The organism is Myxococcales bacterium (assembly GCA_016717005.1).
GTDB lineage: Bacteria > Myxococcota_A > Polyangia > Haliangiales > Haliangiaceae > UBA2376.
Genome location: JADJUF010000037.1, coordinates 982,274 through 1,000,186 on the forward strand (window position 1 = coordinate 982,274; position 17,913 = coordinate 1,000,186).

The window sequence follows — 17,913 nt, forward strand, 5'->3', positions numbered from 1 at the left end:
TGGCGCCGAGCCGGGACACGCCGCGCCGCGCGTACACGCGCGCGATCTCGCCACGCCGAGCGCACACGCGCGCGCGATCAAGCCCCGCACGCCGCGCATCATGGCACCGCGCCGGGACACGCCGCGCCGAGCGCACACGCGCGCGCGATCAAGCCCCGCACGCCGCGCGTCATGGCACCGGACACGCCACGCCGAGCGCACGCGCGCGCGCGATCAAGCGCCGCGCGCCGACCGTCAGCGCACCGCGCACGCACACGCCACGCCCAGCGCGCGCGCGATCAAGCGCCGCGCGCCGCGCGTCATGGCACCAGCCGGCACACGCCACGCCCAGCGCGCGCGCGATCAAGCGCCGCGCGCCGCGCGTCATGGCACCGAGCCGGGACACGCCACGCCGAGCGCACAGGCGCGGGCACGCAGCGACGCGGCCCGCGCGGGATCGGCGACGAGGTCGGCCAGGCGAGCGCAGGCCTCGCCCCAGTCGTGGTCGCACGCGGTCTGCAGCAGCGGCTGCGCCGCGGCCGGATCGACCGCGACGCCGCGCCCGTCGGCGTAGCTCACGCCGAGGTGGTAGCAGCCGCCCGCCGCCGACTCACCCTCGGCGCGATCGCACGCGGACCGGAACAGGTCGTTTGCGCGCGCCAGGTCGCGCGGCACGCCGAGGGCTTCGGCGTAGCTCACACCAAGCACCGCGCAGCCACCGGCGTCGCCGCCGGCGCACGCGCGGGTCGCGGGCGCGATCGCCTCGGCGGGCGCGGTGGTCTGGAGCGCCGCGGCCAGCACGCGACAGGCCGGGAAGCTCGCCAGCGCGCAGCCGCGCCGCAGCGTCGCCAGGCCCCGCGCCGGATCGGCGGTGATGTTGTGGCCCTCGTACAGGCTCGTGCCGTACGTCGCGCACGCCTCGCCCCAGCCCAGCTCGCACGCGCGCGCGAAGTGCTCGAACCCCTCGGCGTGATCCGCGGTCACGCCGACGCCGTCGTAGGTGATCAGCCCGAGCAGGTGACAGGCCATCGCGTCGTCGAGATCGCAGCCGCGGCGCGCGTACGCCGCCGCTTGCGTGTCGTCGCCGAGCGCGGCGTCGGTGAGCCACAGCCCTGCCAGAAACCCACACGCCAGCCCGTCGTTGGCGATACAGCGGCCGTCGAGCTGGTGCAGCGCGCCGGCGACGTCGCGATCGAGCCCGCCCGCGCCCTGGTAGCTCAGGAGCTCGACCGCCACGCACGCGCGCGCCATGCCGCCGCTGCAGGTCGGGCGCAGCAGGTGCACCGCCGCCACCGCGTCGCGCGGCCCGCCCTCGCCGTTCATCATCATCACGCCCTGCCACGCGCAGCCCTCGCTGGCGCCGACCTGACACGCGCGCGCGAACCACCGACGCGCGGCCGCGTCGTCGCGATCCACGCCCTCCGCTCGATAGAATCGCTGCGCCACCGCGACGCACGCGCGGCCGTTGCCCGCGTCGCAGGCCGTCTCTTGCGCTGCGCCATCCGCCGGCGCCTCGTCGCTCAGCCGCAGCGGCACCAGCTCGCGCTGACTGCCTCCACACCCCACCGCCGCGATCGCGATCCAGCGCCACATCCTCGCATCCTATCCGATCCACTCGACACCTCGATCAGCGCATCGCAGCCGCCGCGCCCCGCGCCATACCGCCCGCCTCCGCCCTCCGCGTCGCGCCTCCTCCACACCTTGCGAGCCGACGCCACGCGCCGACGCCACGCGCCGACGCCACGCCGACGCCACGCGCCGCCCCCACCCCAACAATCCCGCGTCCATCGCCTCCACGTCGCGCCTCCTCCACACCTTGCGAGCCGACGCCACGCGCCGACGCCACGCCGACGCCACGCGCCGCCCCCACCCCAACAATCCCGCGTCCATCACCTCCACGTCGCGCCTCCTCCACAACCTGCGAGCCACGCCGCCGACGCCACGCTCGCCGCGCGCCACCGCCGATCGCCGGCCCGCCACCGCCGACGCCACGCGCTCCGCCGCGCCCCGCCGCTCCGCCGCTGACGATCGGCAGCACGCGCGCCGCCGCACCTGCCACGCGAGCGCAGGGGTGGGCGGGGTCCCGAAGGCCGCGTAAGTTCCACCGCCCGGCAGGGCGCGCACGGCCGGGCGTGGTGCGGCACCCAGCTCACGTCGCGCCGGGCACCCCGAACCGCGGCCCGAGGGGCGCCCGCTCCACCCCCAGCGCCTCCAGCCTCCAGCCACCGCGCGCCGCCCGCCTCCAGCGGCATCGACGACGCCGCCGCCACCGCCGCGGCGATTCAGTACCGCAAGAACGCGCTCGCCCAGGTCAACCCCGCGCCGAATGCGACCAGACACACCAGATCACCCGGCTTGATCTTCCCCAGCCCGATCGCCTCGTTCATGCAGATCGGGATCGTCGCCGCCGTCGTGTTGCCGGTCTTCTGGATGTTGTTGTGCATCTTGTGCTCGGGCAGCCCGATCATCTTCGCGACGTACTGGTTGATCCGCAGGTTGGCCTGGTGCGGGATCACCATGTCGATGTCGTCGAGCTTGAGCCCGTTGGCGACCATGCCCTCCATGATCGCCTGGGGCATGCGCGTCACCGCGTGCTTGAAGACCTTCTTGCCCTGCATCGCCGGGTAGTGCTTGCCCGCCGCCATGTCGGCCTCGGTGATGCGCGGGTGGTGGCGGCTCGCCGGCGCCTCGGTCCACAGGATCTCGGCCTCGGTGCCGTCCGCGTGGAGGTGGGTCGACATCAGCAGGCTCCTGTCGTCGGTCGCGCGCCCCATCACCACCGCGCCGGCGCCGTCGCCGAACAGCACCGAGACGTCGCGCCCGCGGGTCGTCAGGTCGAGGCCCGTCGAGTGGACCTCCGAGCCGATGACCAGGATGTTCTTGTACAGCCCCGAGCGGATGAACGCGTCGGCCATCGCCAGGCCGTAGATGAAGCCCGTGCACTGCTGCCGGATGTCGTAGCAGGGGATCTCGCGCAGCCCGAGCAAGCGCTGCGTGAACACGCCCGCGCCGGGGAAGTTGTAGTCCGGCGACAGCGTCGCGTAGACCAGCATGTCGATGTCCTTGGGCCCGACGCCCGCGCGCTCCATCGCCGCGGTCGCCGCCTTCGCCGCCATGTCGCTGCCGCCCTCGCCCGGCTCGACCCAGCGGCGCTCCTCGATGCCGGTGCGCTCGACGATCCACTCGTTGGTCGTCTCCATCATCGTCGCTAGCTCGGCGTTGGTGACGACGCGCGGCGGCAGGTAGGACCCGATCCCCAGGATGCGACTGCGGTGCTCACTCATCTCGTGCTCCTCGCGCGTCACCGCGCGGCTGTGATTCCTCAGCCGACGTGTCTACACCGGATCGCGGCGGTCGACAGCGGCCCGACGCGGACATCCCCTGTCGTCGGCGCACCGCGATCTTGACGCGGTAGGCCTAAATTTCCCAGCGATCTCGTACGGTTGGGACCCTAGATCCTGCCCCCCCTTTCTGACGCGGTAGCCCTAAAAAGCCTAACGATCTCGAGACCCTGAGGGGGTAGATCGTGTCCCCGATCAGAAGGATCGCGCGCCGAACCTGTCCTCGCCAGCCACGATCCTGCCGCGGTAGGCCGAAATTCCCCAGCGATCTCGACCTGTTGGGACCCCGGCCTGTCCCTTTCGGCCGCGGTAGGCCGAAATTCACCAGCGATCTCGACCTGTTGGGACCCCGGAGCCTGTCCCTTTTTCGGCCGCGGTAGGCCGAAATTCCCCAGCGATCTCGACCTGTTGGGACCCCGGAGCCTGTCCCTTTTTCGGCCGCGGTAGGCCGAAATTCCCCAGCGATCTCGACCTGTTGGGACCCCGGAGCCTGTCCCCGGCGGCGGTCAGACGTCGAGGTTGCGGACGTTGAGGGCGTTCTCTTCGATGAACTGGCGGCGGGGCTCGACCATGTCGCCCATCAGCGTCGAGAAGATGTCGTTGGCGTTGTTCACGTCGCCGATCGAGACCTCGAGCAGGTTCCGGCGCGCCGGATCCATCGTGGTCTCCCAGAGCTGCTCGGCGTTCATCTCGCCCAGGCCCTTGTAGCGCTGGATCTGGAGGCCCTTGCGGCCGAGCTCCTCGACGTGGGTGGCCACGCCGTCGAAGGTCGGGATGGTCGCGGGGTCGCCGCCGTCGTAGCTCACGGCGAACGGCCCGGCCAGGATGCCGCGCAGCTCCTCGTCGACCTTGCGCAGCTCGGTGAACTCGGCCGAGCGCACGAGCTCGAGCCCGATCACCGTCTCGCGCCGCACGCCGCCGACGCCCGCGGCCGCCCGGATCTCCCAGGTGCCGTGGGCCTCGTCGAGCCGCGGCTCGAGCTGCAGCCCGACCAGCTCGGGGTAGCGCTGCGCCAGGTCGTCGGAGATGCGCGCGGCCAGGAGCTGGACCCGCTCCTGATCGCGCAGATCGTCGGCGCGCACGCCGCCCTCGGCGAAGGCGCCCAGGATCCGGCCGTCGCCGCGCTTCTCGATCAGCGCGCGCATCCGGCGGCCCTCGTTGACCCGCTTGATCGCGCGCTTGAGCGCGTCGCCGGTCAGCACCTCGGCCACGCCGGCGCGCAGCCCCGCGACGGTGGTGTCGCCGCAGACGCTGTCGAGGACGAAGTCCTCCATCGCGTCCTCGTTCTTGAGGTAGCGCTCGGTCTTGCCCTTCTTCACTTTGTAGAGCGGCGGCTGCGCGATGTAGATGTGCCGCTTCTTGCGCGTGCCCGACGGGTCGTCGGCGTCCGGCTCCTCGAACAGGTCCGGGTTCTCGAACAGCTCGTGGAAGTGCCGGAAGAAGAACGTCAGCAGGAGCGTCCGGATGTGCGATCCGTCGACGTCGGCGTCCGTCATGATGATGATGCGGTGGTAGCGGAGCTTGGAGAGGTCCTTCTCCGGGCCGACGCTGGTGCCGAGCGCGGTGATCAGGGTCGCGATCTCCTGCGACGCGAGCATGCGATCGAACCGCACCTTCTCGACGTTCAGGATCTTGCCCTTGAGCGGCAGGATCGCCTGGAACGCGCGATCGCGCCCCTGCTTGGCCGAGCCGCCGGCGCTCTCACCCTCGACGATGAACAGCTCGCACTTGCGCGGGTCGCGCTCCTGGCAGTCGGCCAGCTTGCCCGGCAACGACGTCATCTCGAGCGCGCCCTTGCGCTGGACCATCTCGCGGGCCTTGCGCGCCGCCTCGCGGGCCTTGGCCGCCAGCGACGCCTTGCCGATCACCATCCGCGCTTCCTTGGGATGGCGCTCGAGGTACTCGGCCAGCTTCTCGCTGACGACGGCGTTGACCGCGGTCGCGACCTCGCTCGAGACCAGCTTGTCCTTGGCCTGGTTCGAGTACTTCGGATCGGCCGCCTTGACCGAGATCACCGCCGTCAGGCCCTCGCGCAGGTCCTCGCCCGACAGGGTCGCGCCCTTGGCGTCCTTGCCGAGCAGCTTGTACTCGCCGGCGTAGTTGTTGATCGTGCGCGTCAGCGCCTGGCGGAACCCGGTCAGGTGCGTGCCGCCGTCGCGGTTCTTGATCGTGTTGGTGAAGCAGACGAGCTGCTCGTTGTAGCTCTCGTTCCACTGCAGGGCGATGTCGACGGTGACGCCCTCGTGCTCGGCGCAGAACGCGATCACCTCGGGGTGGATCACCGTGTTGGTGGCGTTCATGTCGGTGACGAAGCTGGCGATGCCGCCCTCGTACCGGAACTCCTGGCCCTTGTCGTGGCGCTCGTCGCGGATCGAGATGCCGAGCCCGCTGTTGAGGTACGCGAGCTCGCGCAGCTTCTGGCCCAGCTGCTCGTAGCTGAACTGGATGACGTTCTTGAAGATCGTCGGGTCGGGGTGGAACGTCACCGCCGTGCCGCGATCGGTGGTCGGCGCCATCCGGGTCAGCGGCGTCACCGGGATGCCGCAGGCGTACTCCTGCTCCCAGCTGTAGCCGTCGCGCCAGATCTCGAGGCGCAGCCAGTCGGACAGCGCGTTGACCGCCGACACGCCGACGCCGTGGAGGCCGCCCGAGACCTTGTAGTTGTCCTGGTTGAACTTGCCGCCCGCGTGCAGGATCGTCATCACCAGCTCGGCGGCCGGCTTGTTCTCCGTCGGGTGCATGCCGACCGGGATGCCGCGGCCGTTGTCGTGCACCGTCACCGAGTTGTCGACGTGGATCGTCACCTCGATGTGCGTGCAGTGACCGGCGAGCGCCTCGTCGACCGAGTTGTCGACGACCTCGTAGACGAGGTGGTGCAGGCCGGTGCCATCGTCGGTGTCGCCGATGTACATGCCGGGCCGCTTGCGCACGGCCTCGAGGCCCTTGAGGACGCTGATGTCGGCTTCGGTGTAGTTGCCGTTGCTGCCGTTCCCCGGGGGAGGAATGGTCGCCGCCGCCGCCACCGCCGCTACATTCGAAGTGTCTGAATTAATTGTGGGTTCTGCCATCAGGGTCGACTCACCGCGAGCCCGAATTTGTACCACGAAAGCCCCCCTGGGACGAGCGGCTTGGGGCTGTTTCGATCGTGCTCCAACTCCGCTGGATCGCTCAGGAAACGACGCCGCCCTGGACCCGTCGATCGATGCGCTCACCGGTGATCCGCACGTGCCTCGCGTCGGTGGTCGTGATGAAGCACTGACCTGGACGCTTGCTCAGGTACGAGAACAGGAACTCGTTGCGCGTGTCGTCGAGCTCGCTCGACACGTCGTCGAGGAGCAGGAGCGGCGCGTCGCCGTGGGTCTCGGCGAGCAGCTCGAGCTCGGCGATCTTCCACGCCAGCACCAGCGCGCGGGTCTGGCCCTGCGACGCGAAGCCAGCCGCGAGGTGATCGGCGAGCCGGAACACCAGGTCGTCGCGGTGCGGCCCGGTCGACGTCGAGCGGCGCGCCAGATCGCGCGGTCGATCGGCCGCGAGCTGCGCGACCACGGCGGCGGGATCGTCGGCGACGGCGGTCTGGTACACGACCGCGAGCGGCAGCTCCCCGCCAGTGATCGCCGCGTAGACCGCGGTCAACCGCGGCGCCAGCTCGGCCAGGAGCTCGCGGCGCGCGCGGACCATCGCGACCGCCAGCGGCGCGAGCTGCTGGTCGTAGACGTCGAGGAGGTCGCGGCCACCGCGCTCGCCGTCGGCCAGGCCGCGCAGCACGGCGTTGCGGCTGCGCAGCACCTTCTCGAAGGTCTGAGCGGTGGCGAGGAAGCTGGCGCGTCGTCCGAACACCGTGCGGTCCAGGAACCGGCGCCGGTCGGCCGGCGGGCCGCGCACCACGGCGAGGTCCTCGGGCGCGAACAGCACCACGTTGAACGCCCCGAAGTAGCGCGCGATCGGCCGCACCGGCTTGTCGTCGACGATCGCGGTCTTGCGCGCGGGCTCGAGCACGACCTGGTACTGGCGCTCGAGCTCGGCCCGCACGACCCGGGCCCGCAGCTGCGCCCGCTCGTGCCCGTGGCCGATGACCTCGGCCAGCGCGCTGGTGCGGAACGAGCGCAAGGTCGCCAGCACGTAGACCGCCTCGAGCAGGTTGGTCTTGCCCTGGCCGTTGTCGCCGGCGAACACGTTGAAGCGCGGCCCCGGCGTGAGCTGCATCGGCGCCAGGTTGCGGACGCCGTGGAGGTGCAGCGCGGTGACCAGCACGAGCGGTCATCGTACTCGATCGCGCCGATCGCGCACGCGCCGCGGATCGCGCGCGCCACGCGCGGACCAGCCCCGGCGGCGGCCGCGGGCCGGGCGCCGCACCGGGCGTGAGCCACCGCCGAGGTACTCCGGGGAGCTTCGGGATGTAGAGCAGTGGGGCGGTCCCCGGCGCGGGCTCGGGCGACCCTGCCGATCGCGGCGTCCTGGATCGCGTCGCGGGCGAGTTCGAGGCCGGCGATGCGCAGGCGGTCGTTCACGATCTCCGGGCGGGCCCTGCGCCGGGCAGCCAGCCGCCCCGAGCAGCGCACCGCGCGAGGCCCGGCCAGGCGCCGCCTCGGCGGCGCCAGCGCCCCGCTCGCGAAGGCCCAGCCGGAACGCCGGGAAGCTCATCTTGCACATACGCCGGGCTCAGGCCGGCCGCGCCGAGGCCCAGGCCGTCGGCGGGCCCGCACAGCGCCACCCCGGGGCCCTGGCGGGGCCGTCGGCCGGGGGGGGCGGCGCGCGGCACTCGGCCATGCGTGGGGGCGTCTGGCGCTCGCCGCGGCGAGGCTCAGGAGGGCCGGGCGGGCGGGGGGGGGGGGGGCGCGGGGCGCAGCCCGCTGCGGAGCGTGCCGCGCGAGCCGGTCGACGGCGGGCGGGCCTCGTCGGGCCTGCCCCCGAGATGCGCCGGGCGGTGGTCCGCGAACCTCGGCGCGGGCCCGGGTGCCTGGGTCCTGCCGGTGCTCAAACCTCGAGCGCTCAGATGCGCATCGGCATGATCACGCCGAGGTAGTCGTCGCCGGTGAACGGGCGCAGGAGGCCGGGGTCGAGCTCGCCGCCGAGGTCGATCGCGACCTGGTCGGAGTGCATCTGGCCGAGCAGCTCGATCATGTACTTCGGGTTGAACCCGATCGTCAGCGGCTCGCCGTTGTACTGGGCGTCGACGTCCTCGCGGACCTCGCCGACGTCGGGGTTGTCGCTGGCGATCGTGATGTGGTCGGTCGAGAACGCCAGCTTGACGCCGCGCGCCTCGCTGGACATGAGCTGCGCGCGCTTGACCGCGTCGGCCAGGAGGCCGCGATCGATCACCGCGGTGCGCTTGTGGTCCTTGGGGATGACCTGCTCGTAGGGCGGGAACTGGGCGTCGATCAGCTTGACCGCCAGCACGAGGTCGTCGACGGCGAAGAACACGTGCGGCGTCTTGACCGCGAGCTTGCAGGTGGTGGCGCCGTCGAGGACCTTCTTGATCTCGAGCAGGCCCTTCTTGGGGATGATCACGCCGGCCGACAGCTTGGGCGCGCCGACCAGGTTGCGGTCGACCTTCGACAGGCGGTGGCCGTCGGTCGAGACCATCCGCGCCGAGGTGCCGCTCGACTCGAACAGCACGCCGTTGAGGTGGAAGCGGGTCTCGTCGTTGCAGACCGAGAACAGCGTCCGGTCGATCATCTCGCGCAGCATCGACGCGTCGACCTCGCCGAACGGCGCCTCGCGGTGATCGGGCACCTTCGGGAAGTCGCGGTCGGGCACGCCGACGATGCGGTAGCTGACCTTGCCCGCCTTGATCTCGGCCCAGTTGTTCTCGACCTTGCGGATCGAGATCTCGTCGACCTTGGGCAGGTTGACGACGATGTCGTGGAGCGCCTTGGCGCCGACCGTCAGGCCGCCCTCGACGCCACCGGAGATCTTGAGCTCGGCCGACAGCGACACGTTGAGGTCGGTCGCCGCGCACAGGAGCTTGTTCTTGCCATGCACGCGCAGGAGGACGTTGGCCAGCATCGGCATCGTGCTCTTGCGGTCCGCGATGCTCTGCGCCAGGCGCAGCCCGCGGACGAACTCGGCTTGGTTGATCCGGAACTCCATGAAGGTCTCCTCAGGCAACGTGCGTCGATCGAGCGCTCTGGTTCTTGGATCAGAAGATCAAGATCAGAAAGGCAGAAGTAGGATCAGTAGGGGCTGTGGACGGTGTGGATTGCGCCGAAGCGTAGCGGGATCGTTGAGAGATGGCGGCGCGTGCAGTGTGGAGCGAGGGGCGATCTAGGCGCCGGGGTCCGGTCGGTCTGGCTGTGGGTAAGATCTAGTCACACGTTTCTACACAGCTACGATGGTGTGCGATCCTCAGGGTTCTCCACAGGGCCCTCCGTGTACCACGGCGGTCCGACGGTGGTGGTCCGCGCTAGCGCAGGAGGGTGGCCTCGATCGCGTGGACCTCGCCGCGGAGCCCCGGATCATCGGGTAGGCGCGCGCTGATCTTCTCGACGGCCGAGATGATCGTGGTGTGGTGCTTGCCGCCGAACGCGCGCCCGAGGTCGGGGTAGCTGTCCTTGGTGTGCTGGCGCGCCAGGTACATCGCCACGGCGCGGGGGCCGGCGATCGAGCGGTGGCGGCGGGGGCTCTTCAGATCGCTGCCCTTGACGCCGTAGTAGCCCGCCACGGCCTTGATGACGGTCTCGACCGTGATGTGCTCGCGCGGCCGGGCTAGCGCGCCTCCGAGCGTCTCGTGGGCGAAGGGCAGGTCGATCTCGCGCCGCGACAGCGACGCGTACGCCGCCAGGCGGATCAGCGCGCCCTCGAGCTCGCGCACGTTGGACTTGATCGAGGTGGCGATGAACATGGCGACGTCGTCGGGCAGCGGGATGGCCTCGACCGCGGCCTTCTTGCGCAGGATCGCGATGCGGACCTCGAGCTCGGGCGGCTCGATGTCGGCGAGCAGGCCCCAGGCGAACCGGGTGCGCAGGCGATCGGCGATGTCGGCGATCTCGTGCGGCTTGCGGTCGGCGGTGAGGACGATCTGCTTGTGGTTGTCGTGCAGCGCGTTGAACGTGTGGAAGAACTCGTCCTGGGTGCCGTCCTTGCCGGCGAGGAACTGGACGTCGTCGACCAGCAGCACGTCGACGCCCTCGCGGTAGCGCGTGCGGAACTCCTGCATCTTGCCGCCGCGGATCGCGTTGACGTACTCGTTCATGAACCGCTCGCTCGAGATGTACGCGATGCGCGCGTCGGGGCGCAGCTGGAGCTGGGTGTGGCCGATGGCGTGGAGCAGGTGGGTCTTGCCGAGCCCGACGCCGCCGCAGATGAACACCGGGTTGTACTTGGGCGGGTACGCGCTCGCGGCCGCCTGGGACGCGGCGAACGCGAGCTGGTTCGACGGGCCGGCGACGAAGGTGTCGAAGCTGTAGCGCGGGTTCAGCGTCGCCGAGCGCAGGGAGTCGACCTCGACCGGCCGGGGTGGGGCCGGGGCGGGGACCGGCGCGTCCTCGGGCGGCGCCGCCACGACCGGCGGCTTCGGGGCCGACTGGTCGGAGGTGAACTCGACCCGGATCGGCACGCCGGAGACCGTGCGGATCTCGTCGACGATCGACTCGAGGTAGTTGGACTCGAACCACAGCCGGACGTAGGAGTTCGGGGCGCGCAGCTGCAGCGTGCCGGCGTCGTCGCTCACGAACTCGATCGGCCGCAGCCACATGTCGAAGTTCTGGGGCGAGACCTTGGACGAGAGTCGGCCCAGGGCGGACTCCCACAGCTCGTGGAGCGGCTGGATGGCGCGAGGTTGGGTCACGCGCACGCTCCTGGCCGGGCCCAGATCGGCGCCGAGGAAGTTATCCACAGGGCGGACGGCGCGGAGAGGGAACACGTAGCTTTACCGAACGAAAACAGACGCATGTGTAAAATCGGCTCCCGGTGAATCCGCATGCAAGACACGAGTTATCCACAGCCGGAAGGCAAGGCAGGCCCCTCCCGGCTCTCTCGCTCAGTTCCTGCTTCGGTGAGCAGTGAGCCGGGCGCAACGGCGACGGTCCGGTGACGCGTTCGCCGAGATTCTGTAGCAAACCGTCAATCGGCCGTGCAAGGCCGAAAGGTGAAGGAATTGGAACCCTTCGATCTCACATCCACTCCGGACGACCACTCCCGCACGATCGCGGCTGGACTTGTGGATAACCGTGGAATTGGCCGCCGATCCTGCGAAAGATGAGCGCCGCGCTCCCACCTGTGGCATGGTGCCGCGCCGCCGTGCCACCAGGTCAGGGGCGCGGCATCTGACTCGGATCCTACCGATGGCGGCTTGACACCCTGGAACTCCTTGGGTATCGATCCGCGTTCCGCACTGACCGGAGCCACGAGATGTCGAAGCACACGTACCAGCCACACAACAAGAGCCGCAAGCGCACCCACGGGTTCCGCGCTCGCAAGAAGACCCGCGGCGGCCGCGAGGTCCTCCGTCGTCGTCGCGCCAAGGGCCGCAAGCGCATCTCGGTGACCGCCGCCAAGAAGTAGCTGGCCGCATGGCCGAGCGCACCAGCAGCCGGCCGCACGCGATCTCCAAGGCGATGCGGCTCCGCCGCCGCCCGGAGTTCCTGGCGGTGCAGGCGCGTGGGCGCAAGATCCACAGCACCGCGTTTCTGGCCCTGGTGGCGCGCACGTCCGCGAGTCAACCTACCGGGCGCATCGGCTTCACAGTGACCAAGCGAATCGGCAACGCGGTGACACGCAACAAGATCAGGCGCCGCGCGCGCGACTGGTTGCGGCGTCACGAGTGGGCGCCGGCCGGCGTCGACGTGGTGCTGATCGCCAAGGGACCGGCAGCGACGATGACATCGGCGGCGATGGCCGCCGATCTGCGTCGGTTGGTCGAGAAGATCTCGACGTGCTGACCTGGCTGTTGCTCGCGCCGATCCGGTTTTACCGGCGGTACCTGTCCGGGCTCAAGCGGGCGCCGACGTGTCGGTTCCTGCCGACGTGCTCGGAGTACGCGGCCGAGGCCATCGTCCGGCGCGGCCCGATCGTCGGGCTCGGCAAGGCGCTGTGGCGGATCGCCCGCTGCAACCCGCTGTGTCGGGGTGGATACGACCCGGTCGACGGTGCCGGCTGCGCCCACGGCGCGCACGGCCCGGCACTGGCGGCTGCGGAACCGCAGCAGGGACAACACTGATGGAAGACCAAGGCAAGCGCATCGTCCTGTTCGTGGTGATCGCCGGCGCGATCTTCCTCGGCTGGCAGTTCCTGTTCCCGCCCGCCAAGCCGGCCAAGAAGCCGGTCGCGACGGCGGTCGAGACACCGGCGACGGTGCAGAGCCCGACCTGGTCGGGCGGCAGCGGCAGCGCGGCGCCCACGGCGCCGACGGCTGGCAGCGGCAGCGGCAGCGCGGCGCCCACGGCCCCGCCCGCGATCGAGGCGCCGACCGAGCCGACCGCGCCCGAGGAGACCATCGAGCTCTCGAGCCCGCGGATGCGGCTCACGTTCTCGAACCTGGGCGGCACGATCACGCGGGTCCACCGGATCGACGACCCGATGAAGGGCGGCCGGATCGACGACGATCTGTTCGTCGCGCCGCCCAACATGCCGGGCGTCGGGTTCCTGTCGACCTCGTTCGTGAGCTCGACCTACCAGCTGTCGCCGCGCGCGGTCTGGACCGGCGAGCGGCTGTCTGACACCAAGATCCGCTACAGCTTCGCGCGCGACGGGCTGACGATGAGCAAGGAGTTCGAGCTCCTGCCCGACGACTGGATGGTCAAGACCACGATCGACGTCAAGGTCGCGAACGCCGCGACCCAGCGGCTCGCGGTCTCGATGTTCGGCGTGACGCCCGAGGTCGAGGGGCAGCGCAAGTGGCACAAGCGCCCGTGGGGCAAGTGCGACATCGGCGGCAGCGTCAAGTCGGTCAGCCCGGCCAAGGTCGCGACCGCGCCGTTCACGCGCTCGGGCCAGGTCCGGTTCTTCGGCGCCGCGACCCCGTACTTCCTGTTCGGCGTGTCGCCGCGCTCGACCAACGCCGACGTGTTCGACTGCAACGTCTACCCGCTGGCCGGCGTGAAGGACGGCGTCCAGATCGATCTGGTCTACGCCGAGGCCAAGATCCCGGCCGGCGAGACCGTCCGCAAGGAGCTGTTCGCGTACTTCGGCCCGACGTACCTCGACCTGTTCGAGCACGCCGACTCGGTCGCCGGGTACAAGACCGGGTTCAAGGACACGGTCAGCTACGGCTGGTTCGGCTTCATCGCCCGGCCGATGCTGTGGCTCCTGCGGCACATCTTCGCGATGGTCGGCAACTGGGGCATCGCGATCATCCTGCTGACGGTGCTGGTCAAGCTCGCGACGCTGTACTGGACCACCAAGTCCATGCGGTCGATGAAGGCGATGGCGGCGCTCAAGCCCGAGATGGAGGCGCTGCAGAAGAAGTACGGCGACGATCGCCAGAAGCAGCAGCAGGCGCAGATGGAGCTGTTCAAGCGCCACGGCGTCAACCCGCTGTCGGGATGCCTGCCGATGCTCTTGCAGATGCCGATCTGGATGGGGCTCTACCGGATGCTGTCGCACGCCGGCGAGCTGCACCAGGCGGTGTTCATCCCCGGCTGGCTCGAGGATCTGACGCTCCGCGACCCGTACTACATCCTGCCGGTGTCGCTGATGGGCCTGATGTTCCTGCAGTCGAAGCTGCAGCCGATGACCGGCGACTCGGCCCAGCAGAAGATGCTGATGTACGGCATGCCGCTGATGTTCGGCGTCATGGGCCTGTGGTTCCCGGCCGGCCTGACGGTCTACATCACGACCAACACCATCCTCGGCGTCCTGCACACGCTCTACATGAAGCGGACCACGCCGCCGCCGCCGAAGGCCGCGGTCGCCAAGGACGACGCCGGCGACGACGGCAAGGGCGCCGCGAAGGGCGAGCCCAAGCGCGAGGCGTCGGTCAAGGCCGAGCTGGTCGACGGCGACGACGGTGACGACGACGGTGACGATGGCGACGGCGACGACGGCGGCGACGACAGCGCCGAGGCGCCCGCCAAGTCCAAGGCCGCGGACAGGCCGGCCGCGCGCGCCGGGCAGGGTGAGCGGCGGGGCAAGCGGCGGGGCAAGCGCCGCTAACGTTCTCGCTGGCGATCGATCGCCGGCACTTCCAGTGAGGCAGCCGTGACCGAAACCATGAACTCCACCGATGTCGCCGAACGCGCCTGTGACTTCCTCATGGGCGTGCTCGATCGCATGGGCATCACCGCCGACATCGACGTCAACGAGTCCGACGAGAAGATCGTCCTCGACATCCAGACCTCGGATCCCGAGGTCGTGATCGGCCGCAAGGGCCAGGTGGTGGACGCGCTCCAGCACCTGGTCAGCAAGGTCGTCTACCGCGAGCGCTCGGGCGAGAAGGGCAAGCCGATCATCGTCGACGCCGGCGGCTACCGGGACAAGCACGTGCAGCGGCTCGAGGCGCTGGCGGCGCGGATGGCCGAGAAGGCCCTCGCGAGCAAGGCCATCGTCGACCTCTCGCCGATGTCGGCGCACGATCGCCGCATCGTCCACATGGCGCTCGCCGGGATCGACGGCGTCAGCAGCCGGTCCGAGGGCGAGGGCGACGACCGGCACATCCTGGTCGTGCCCGACGGCCTCGACAGCGTCGACGCGCAGTAGCGTGGGCGCGGGCGGCGCCGCGGCGATCGCGGTCGACACGATCGCCGGGATCGCGACCGCCACCGGCCCGGCCGGCGTCGGGATCGTGCGGGTCAGCGGGCCCGCGGCGATCGCGATCGCGACCGCGCTGACCGGGCGCGCGGCGTCGGGGCTGCCGGATCGCCTGCTGGTGCGGGCGGTGGTGCGGGACGCGCGCGGGCGCCGGCTCGACGACGGCCTGGTCGTCGCGATGCGCGGACCGCGGACCTTCACCGGCGACGACGTCGTCGAGCTGCAGGTGCACGGCGGGCCGGTCAACCTCGGGCGGGTGCTGGCGGCGGCGGTGGCGGCGGGCGCGCGGATCGCCGAGCCGGGCGAGCTGACCCGGCGGGCGCTCGCGGCCGGCAAGCTGACCGTGGTCGAGGCCGAGGCGATGCTGGCGGTGGTCGAGGCCCGGACCGAGCGCGCCTGGGCGCTGGCGCAGGCGCACCTGGGCGGGCAGCTGGGCGCCGCGGTGGCGCAGGCCCGCGCGGCGGTCGCCGACCTCGTGGCCGAGCTCGAGGCCCACATCGACTTTCCGGAAGAGGACCTGCCGGCGCTGGCGCGGGACCGCCTGGGCGCGGGGCTGGCGGCGAGCGCGGCGGCGGCGGCGCGCCTGGTCGCGAGCTTCGGCGTCGGGCGCGTGGCGATCGACGGGCTCCGGGTGGCGATCGTCGGCGCGGTCAACGTCGGCAAGTCCGCGCTGCTCAACGCGCTGGTCGGCCGCGAGCGCGCGCTGGTGTCGCCCGAGGCCGGGACCACGCGCGACTACGTCGAGGTCGCGGTCGTGTGGGACGGCGTCGCGATCACGCTGATCGACACGGCGGGCTGGCGCGCGGACGCCGCCGGCCTGGAGGAGCGCGGCATCGCGCTGGGGCGGGCCCGGGCCGACGAGTGTGACGTCGTGCTCGAGCTCTGCGGACCGGGCGAGGCGCCGCGGGCGCTGGGGCCGCGGGCGCTGGGCGTGGCCACCAAGGCCGACCTGGGCGGCGCGGCCGAGCCGGGCTGGCTGGTGACCTCGGCCGTGACCGGCGCGGGGCTGGCCGAGCTGCGCGCGGAGATCGTCGCGCGGGCCGGCCTGGCCGACGACGTCGAGGCCGGCAGCGCCGTGCTCCTGACCGAGCGACAGCGCGCCGCGGCGGCTGAGGCCGAGCGCGCGCTGACGGCGGCGGCGGGCTTGCTCGCCGGGCTGCGGCCGCTCGAGCTGGTGGCGGTCGAGGCGCGGACCGGCCTGGCGGCCCTGGCGGCGCTGGGCGGCGAGGGCATCGGCGAGGACGTGCTCGATCGGCTGTTCGCGCGCTTCTGTATCGGCAAGTAAGGCGTGGGGGATTCGCGGCGGCCGCGAGTTGGGTAGGTTCGGGGCATGGTGCGCCGTTACGACTCCGACCGGCCCGAAGACGAGCGTCGGCGCGCGGCGGTGCTCCAGCGGGTGCAGGCCCCGCCGCTTGCCCGTGCCCGGGAGCTCCGCGGGCACGGCGTGCGCGGGGTCCTGGTCCCCGAACCTGCGGGCGCAAGGAAGGATCTACCGATGCGGTGCTCCCTCGGTTCGTGGATGCGCGTGGGGCTGATCGCGGCGACGCTCGGCGCGAGCCTGGGCTGTGGCGATCCGTCGGCGCCGCCGTCGGCGTTGCGCGCGGTCGACGGTCGGCTCCGCGACCGCGACGGGCGCGAGGTGCTCCTGCGCGGGGTCAACGCGCGGGTCGAGGGCGTGTTCGACGTGACGTTCGATGACGGGCGGGTCGCGCTCGAGGACATCCCGCCGTTCGGCGAGGACGACTGCCGGTTCCTGGGCGAGGACCTGGGCTTCGATCACCTGCGGCTGCCGATCAACTGGAGCGCGCTCGAGCCCGCCGACGATCAGTTCCAGCCGGCGTACGTCGACCGGATCCTGGCGCTCGCGGCGGCGTGTGATCGCCACGGCGTCAAGACGATCGTCGACTTCCACCAGGACGGGTTCTCGAAGGAGATCGGCGAGGACGGCGCGCCGCTGTGGGCGATCACGCCGCCGCCGACCCAGCTGCTCGAGGGGCCGCTGACCGATCTCGACGCGCGCCGGATGAGCGCGCAGGTGACGATGGCGTTCACGGACTTCTTCCACGACACCAGCGGCGGCTGGGATCGGTTCGCGCAGGCGGTGGCGTACGTCGCCGCGCGCATCGACCAGCAGCCCGGCATCGTCGGGCTCGAGCTGTTCAACGAGCCGTACATCTTCTTCGACGATCAGCGGCTGATCGACTTCCACCGGCACGTCGCGGCGGCGGCGCGCGCGGTCGCGCCCGGGCTGGCCGTGGTGTTCGAGCCGGCGGCGCTGCGCAACCTGACCGACAGCGATCAGGCCAGCCCGGCGATCGAGGTCGACAACGCGATCTACGGCCCGCACGTCTACGTCGACGTGTTCGAGGACGGGTGGGCGGCCGAGGACGTGCCCAAGCTCGACGCCAGCGTCGCCGCGACCCGGGCCGAGGCGACGGCCCACGGGGCGGCGCTGTACGTGGGCGAGTTCGGCCACGACGCCTCGGCGCGCGGCGGGCGCTACGTCGCCGCGGCGATGGTGGCGTTCGACGCCCAGCGGGCGTCGTGGGCGTACTGGCTCTACGAGGAGTGGTCGCAGGGCGGCTGGGGCCTGTACGACGCGAGCGGCGCGGCCCGCGGCGCGCTCCGGGCCGATCGCGCCGACCTGCTGGCGCGCGCGTACCCGGTGGCGGTCGACGGTGATCTCGTCGAGGTCAGCTACGACCCGGCGCCGCGGCGGCTGACCGTGCGCCTCGATCGCGCCGGCGCCGGCGTGCACGTGCTGGCCGCGCCACGGCGGACGTTCCCGGGCGCGGTCGCGGTCACGTGCGACGGCGCGGCGGTGGTCGTCACCCAGGCCGCGGGTCGCGTCGAGGTCGGGTGCCGGGGCCGCGAGCTGGTCATGACGCCGGCGCCGTGAGCGATCGCC

General features: G+C 71.5%; 13 protein-coding genes. 7 read left to right on the forward strand and 6 right to left on the reverse strand.

Translation table 11 applies throughout. The annotated features are described in order from the left end of the window. Positions 1–363: 363 nt before the first annotated feature. The 6 genes from IPL61_27915 to dnaA form a co-directional block, all read right to left on the reverse strand. Positions 364–1,572, reverse strand: a complete 1,209-nt coding sequence (locus IPL61_27915) for a sel1 repeat family protein (protein MBK9035047.1) — start codon at positions 1,570–1,572, stop codon at positions 364–366. 689 nt (positions 1,573–2,261) lie between these two features. Then, positions 2,262–3,263, reverse strand: coding sequence for a ketoacyl-ACP synthase III (locus IPL61_27920; protein ID MBK9035048.1), 1,002 nt, complete (start codon positions 3,261–3,263; stop codon positions 2,262–2,264). Between the two features lie 563 nt (positions 3,264–3,826). Further along, entirely contained in the window at positions 3,827–6,388 is a 2,562-nt protein-coding gene (gyrB, locus tag IPL61_27925) for a DNA topoisomerase (ATP-hydrolyzing) subunit B (GenBank protein MBK9035049.1), read from the reverse strand. A gap of 100 nt (positions 6,389–6,488) precedes the next feature. After that, on the reverse strand, positions 6,489–7,571 hold the full coding sequence (locus IPL61_27930) for a DNA replication/repair protein RecF (protein MBK9035050.1): 1,083 nt from the start codon (positions 7,569–7,571) through the stop codon (positions 6,489–6,491). Between the two features lie 738 nt (positions 7,572–8,309). Next, the gene (gene dnaN, locus IPL61_27935; GenBank protein ID MBK9035051.1) at positions 8,310–9,428 is read right to left on the reverse strand and encodes a DNA polymerase III subunit beta; all 1,119 of its coding nucleotides are present in this window, start codon (positions 9,426–9,428) and stop codon (positions 8,310–8,312) included. Positions 9,429–9,723: 295 nt separating this feature from the next. Then, the gene (gene dnaA / locus IPL61_27940) at positions 9,724–11,088 is read right to left on the reverse strand and encodes a chromosomal replication initiator protein DnaA (GenBank protein ID MBK9035052.1); all 1,365 of its coding nucleotides are present in this window, start codon (positions 11,086–11,088) and stop codon (positions 9,724–9,726) included. Positions 11,089–11,669: 581 nt separating this feature from the next. On the opposite strand from dnaA, the gene rpmH reads away from it, so the two are divergent. From rpmH to IPL61_27975, 7 genes are all read left to right on the forward strand, one after another. Beyond that, entirely contained in the window at positions 11,670–11,822 is a 153-nt protein-coding gene (rpmH, locus tag IPL61_27945; GenBank protein ID MBK9035053.1) for a 50S ribosomal protein L34, read from the forward strand. Positions 11,823–11,830: 8 nt separating this feature from the next. Next, complete coding sequence (rnpA, locus tag IPL61_27950) at positions 11,831–12,199, forward strand: ribonuclease P protein component (protein ID MBK9035054.1); 369 nt, start codon at positions 11,831–11,833, stop codon at positions 12,197–12,199. After that, a complete protein-coding gene (gene yidD / locus IPL61_27955) occupies positions 12,196–12,477 on the forward strand; it encodes a membrane protein insertion efficiency factor YidD (protein MBK9035055.1) in 282 nt (93 codons plus the stop codon). The genes rnpA and yidD overlap by 4 nt, the downstream gene beginning before the upstream one ends. Beyond that, complete coding sequence (yidC, locus tag IPL61_27960; GenBank protein MBK9035056.1) at positions 12,477–14,411, forward strand: membrane protein insertase YidC; 1,935 nt, start codon at positions 12,477–12,479, stop codon at positions 14,409–14,411. The genes yidD and yidC overlap by 1 nt, the downstream gene beginning before the upstream one ends. Positions 14,412–14,468: 57 nt before the next feature. Beyond that, a complete protein-coding gene (locus tag IPL61_27965; protein ID MBK9035057.1) occupies positions 14,469–14,954 on the forward strand; it encodes a KH domain-containing protein in 486 nt (161 codons plus the stop codon). A 1-nt stretch (position 14,955) separates the two neighbouring features. Next, entirely contained in the window at positions 14,956–16,290 is a 1,335-nt protein-coding gene (locus IPL61_27970; GenBank protein MBK9035058.1) for a 50S ribosome-binding GTPase, read from the forward strand. A 210-nt stretch (positions 16,291–16,500) separates the two neighbouring features. Continuing rightward, complete coding sequence (locus IPL61_27975) at positions 16,501–17,904, forward strand: cellulase family glycosylhydrolase (GenBank protein MBK9035059.1); 1,404 nt, start codon at positions 16,501–16,503, stop codon at positions 17,902–17,904. Positions 17,905–17,913 lie beyond the last annotated feature (9 nt).

What these genes read in the sequence shown, in the direction of transcription:
- IPL61_27965 (MBK9035057.1), top strand. Translation starts at nt 14,469, where the DNA reads ATGAACTCCACCGATGTCGCCGAACGCGCCTGTGACTTCCTCATGGGC.
- rpmH (MBK9035053.1), top strand. Translation starts at nt 11,670, where the DNA reads ATGTCGAAGCACACGTACCAGCCACACAACAAGAGCCGCAAGCGCACC.
- rnpA (MBK9035054.1), top strand. Translation starts at nt 11,831, where the DNA reads ATGGCCGAGCGCACCAGCAGCCGGCCGCACGCGATCTCCAAGGCGATG.
- IPL61_27975 (MBK9035059.1), top strand. Translation starts at nt 16,501, where the DNA reads ATGCGGTGCTCCCTCGGTTCGTGGATGCGCGTGGGGCTGATCGCGGCG.
- IPL61_27920 (MBK9035048.1), bottom strand. Translation starts at nt 3,263, where the DNA reads ATGAGTGAGCACCGCAGTCGCATCCTGGGGATCGGGTCCTACCTGCCG.
- IPL61_27915 (MBK9035047.1), bottom strand. Translation starts at nt 1,572, where the DNA reads ATGTGGCGCTGGATCGCGATCGCGGCGGTGGGGTGTGGAGGCAGTCAG.
- gyrB (MBK9035049.1), bottom strand. Translation starts at nt 6,388, where the DNA reads ATGGCAGAACCCACAATTAATTCAGACACTTCGAATGTAGCGGCGGTG.
- yidC (MBK9035056.1), top strand. Translation starts at nt 12,477, where the DNA reads ATGGAAGACCAAGGCAAGCGCATCGTCCTGTTCGTGGTGATCGCCGGC.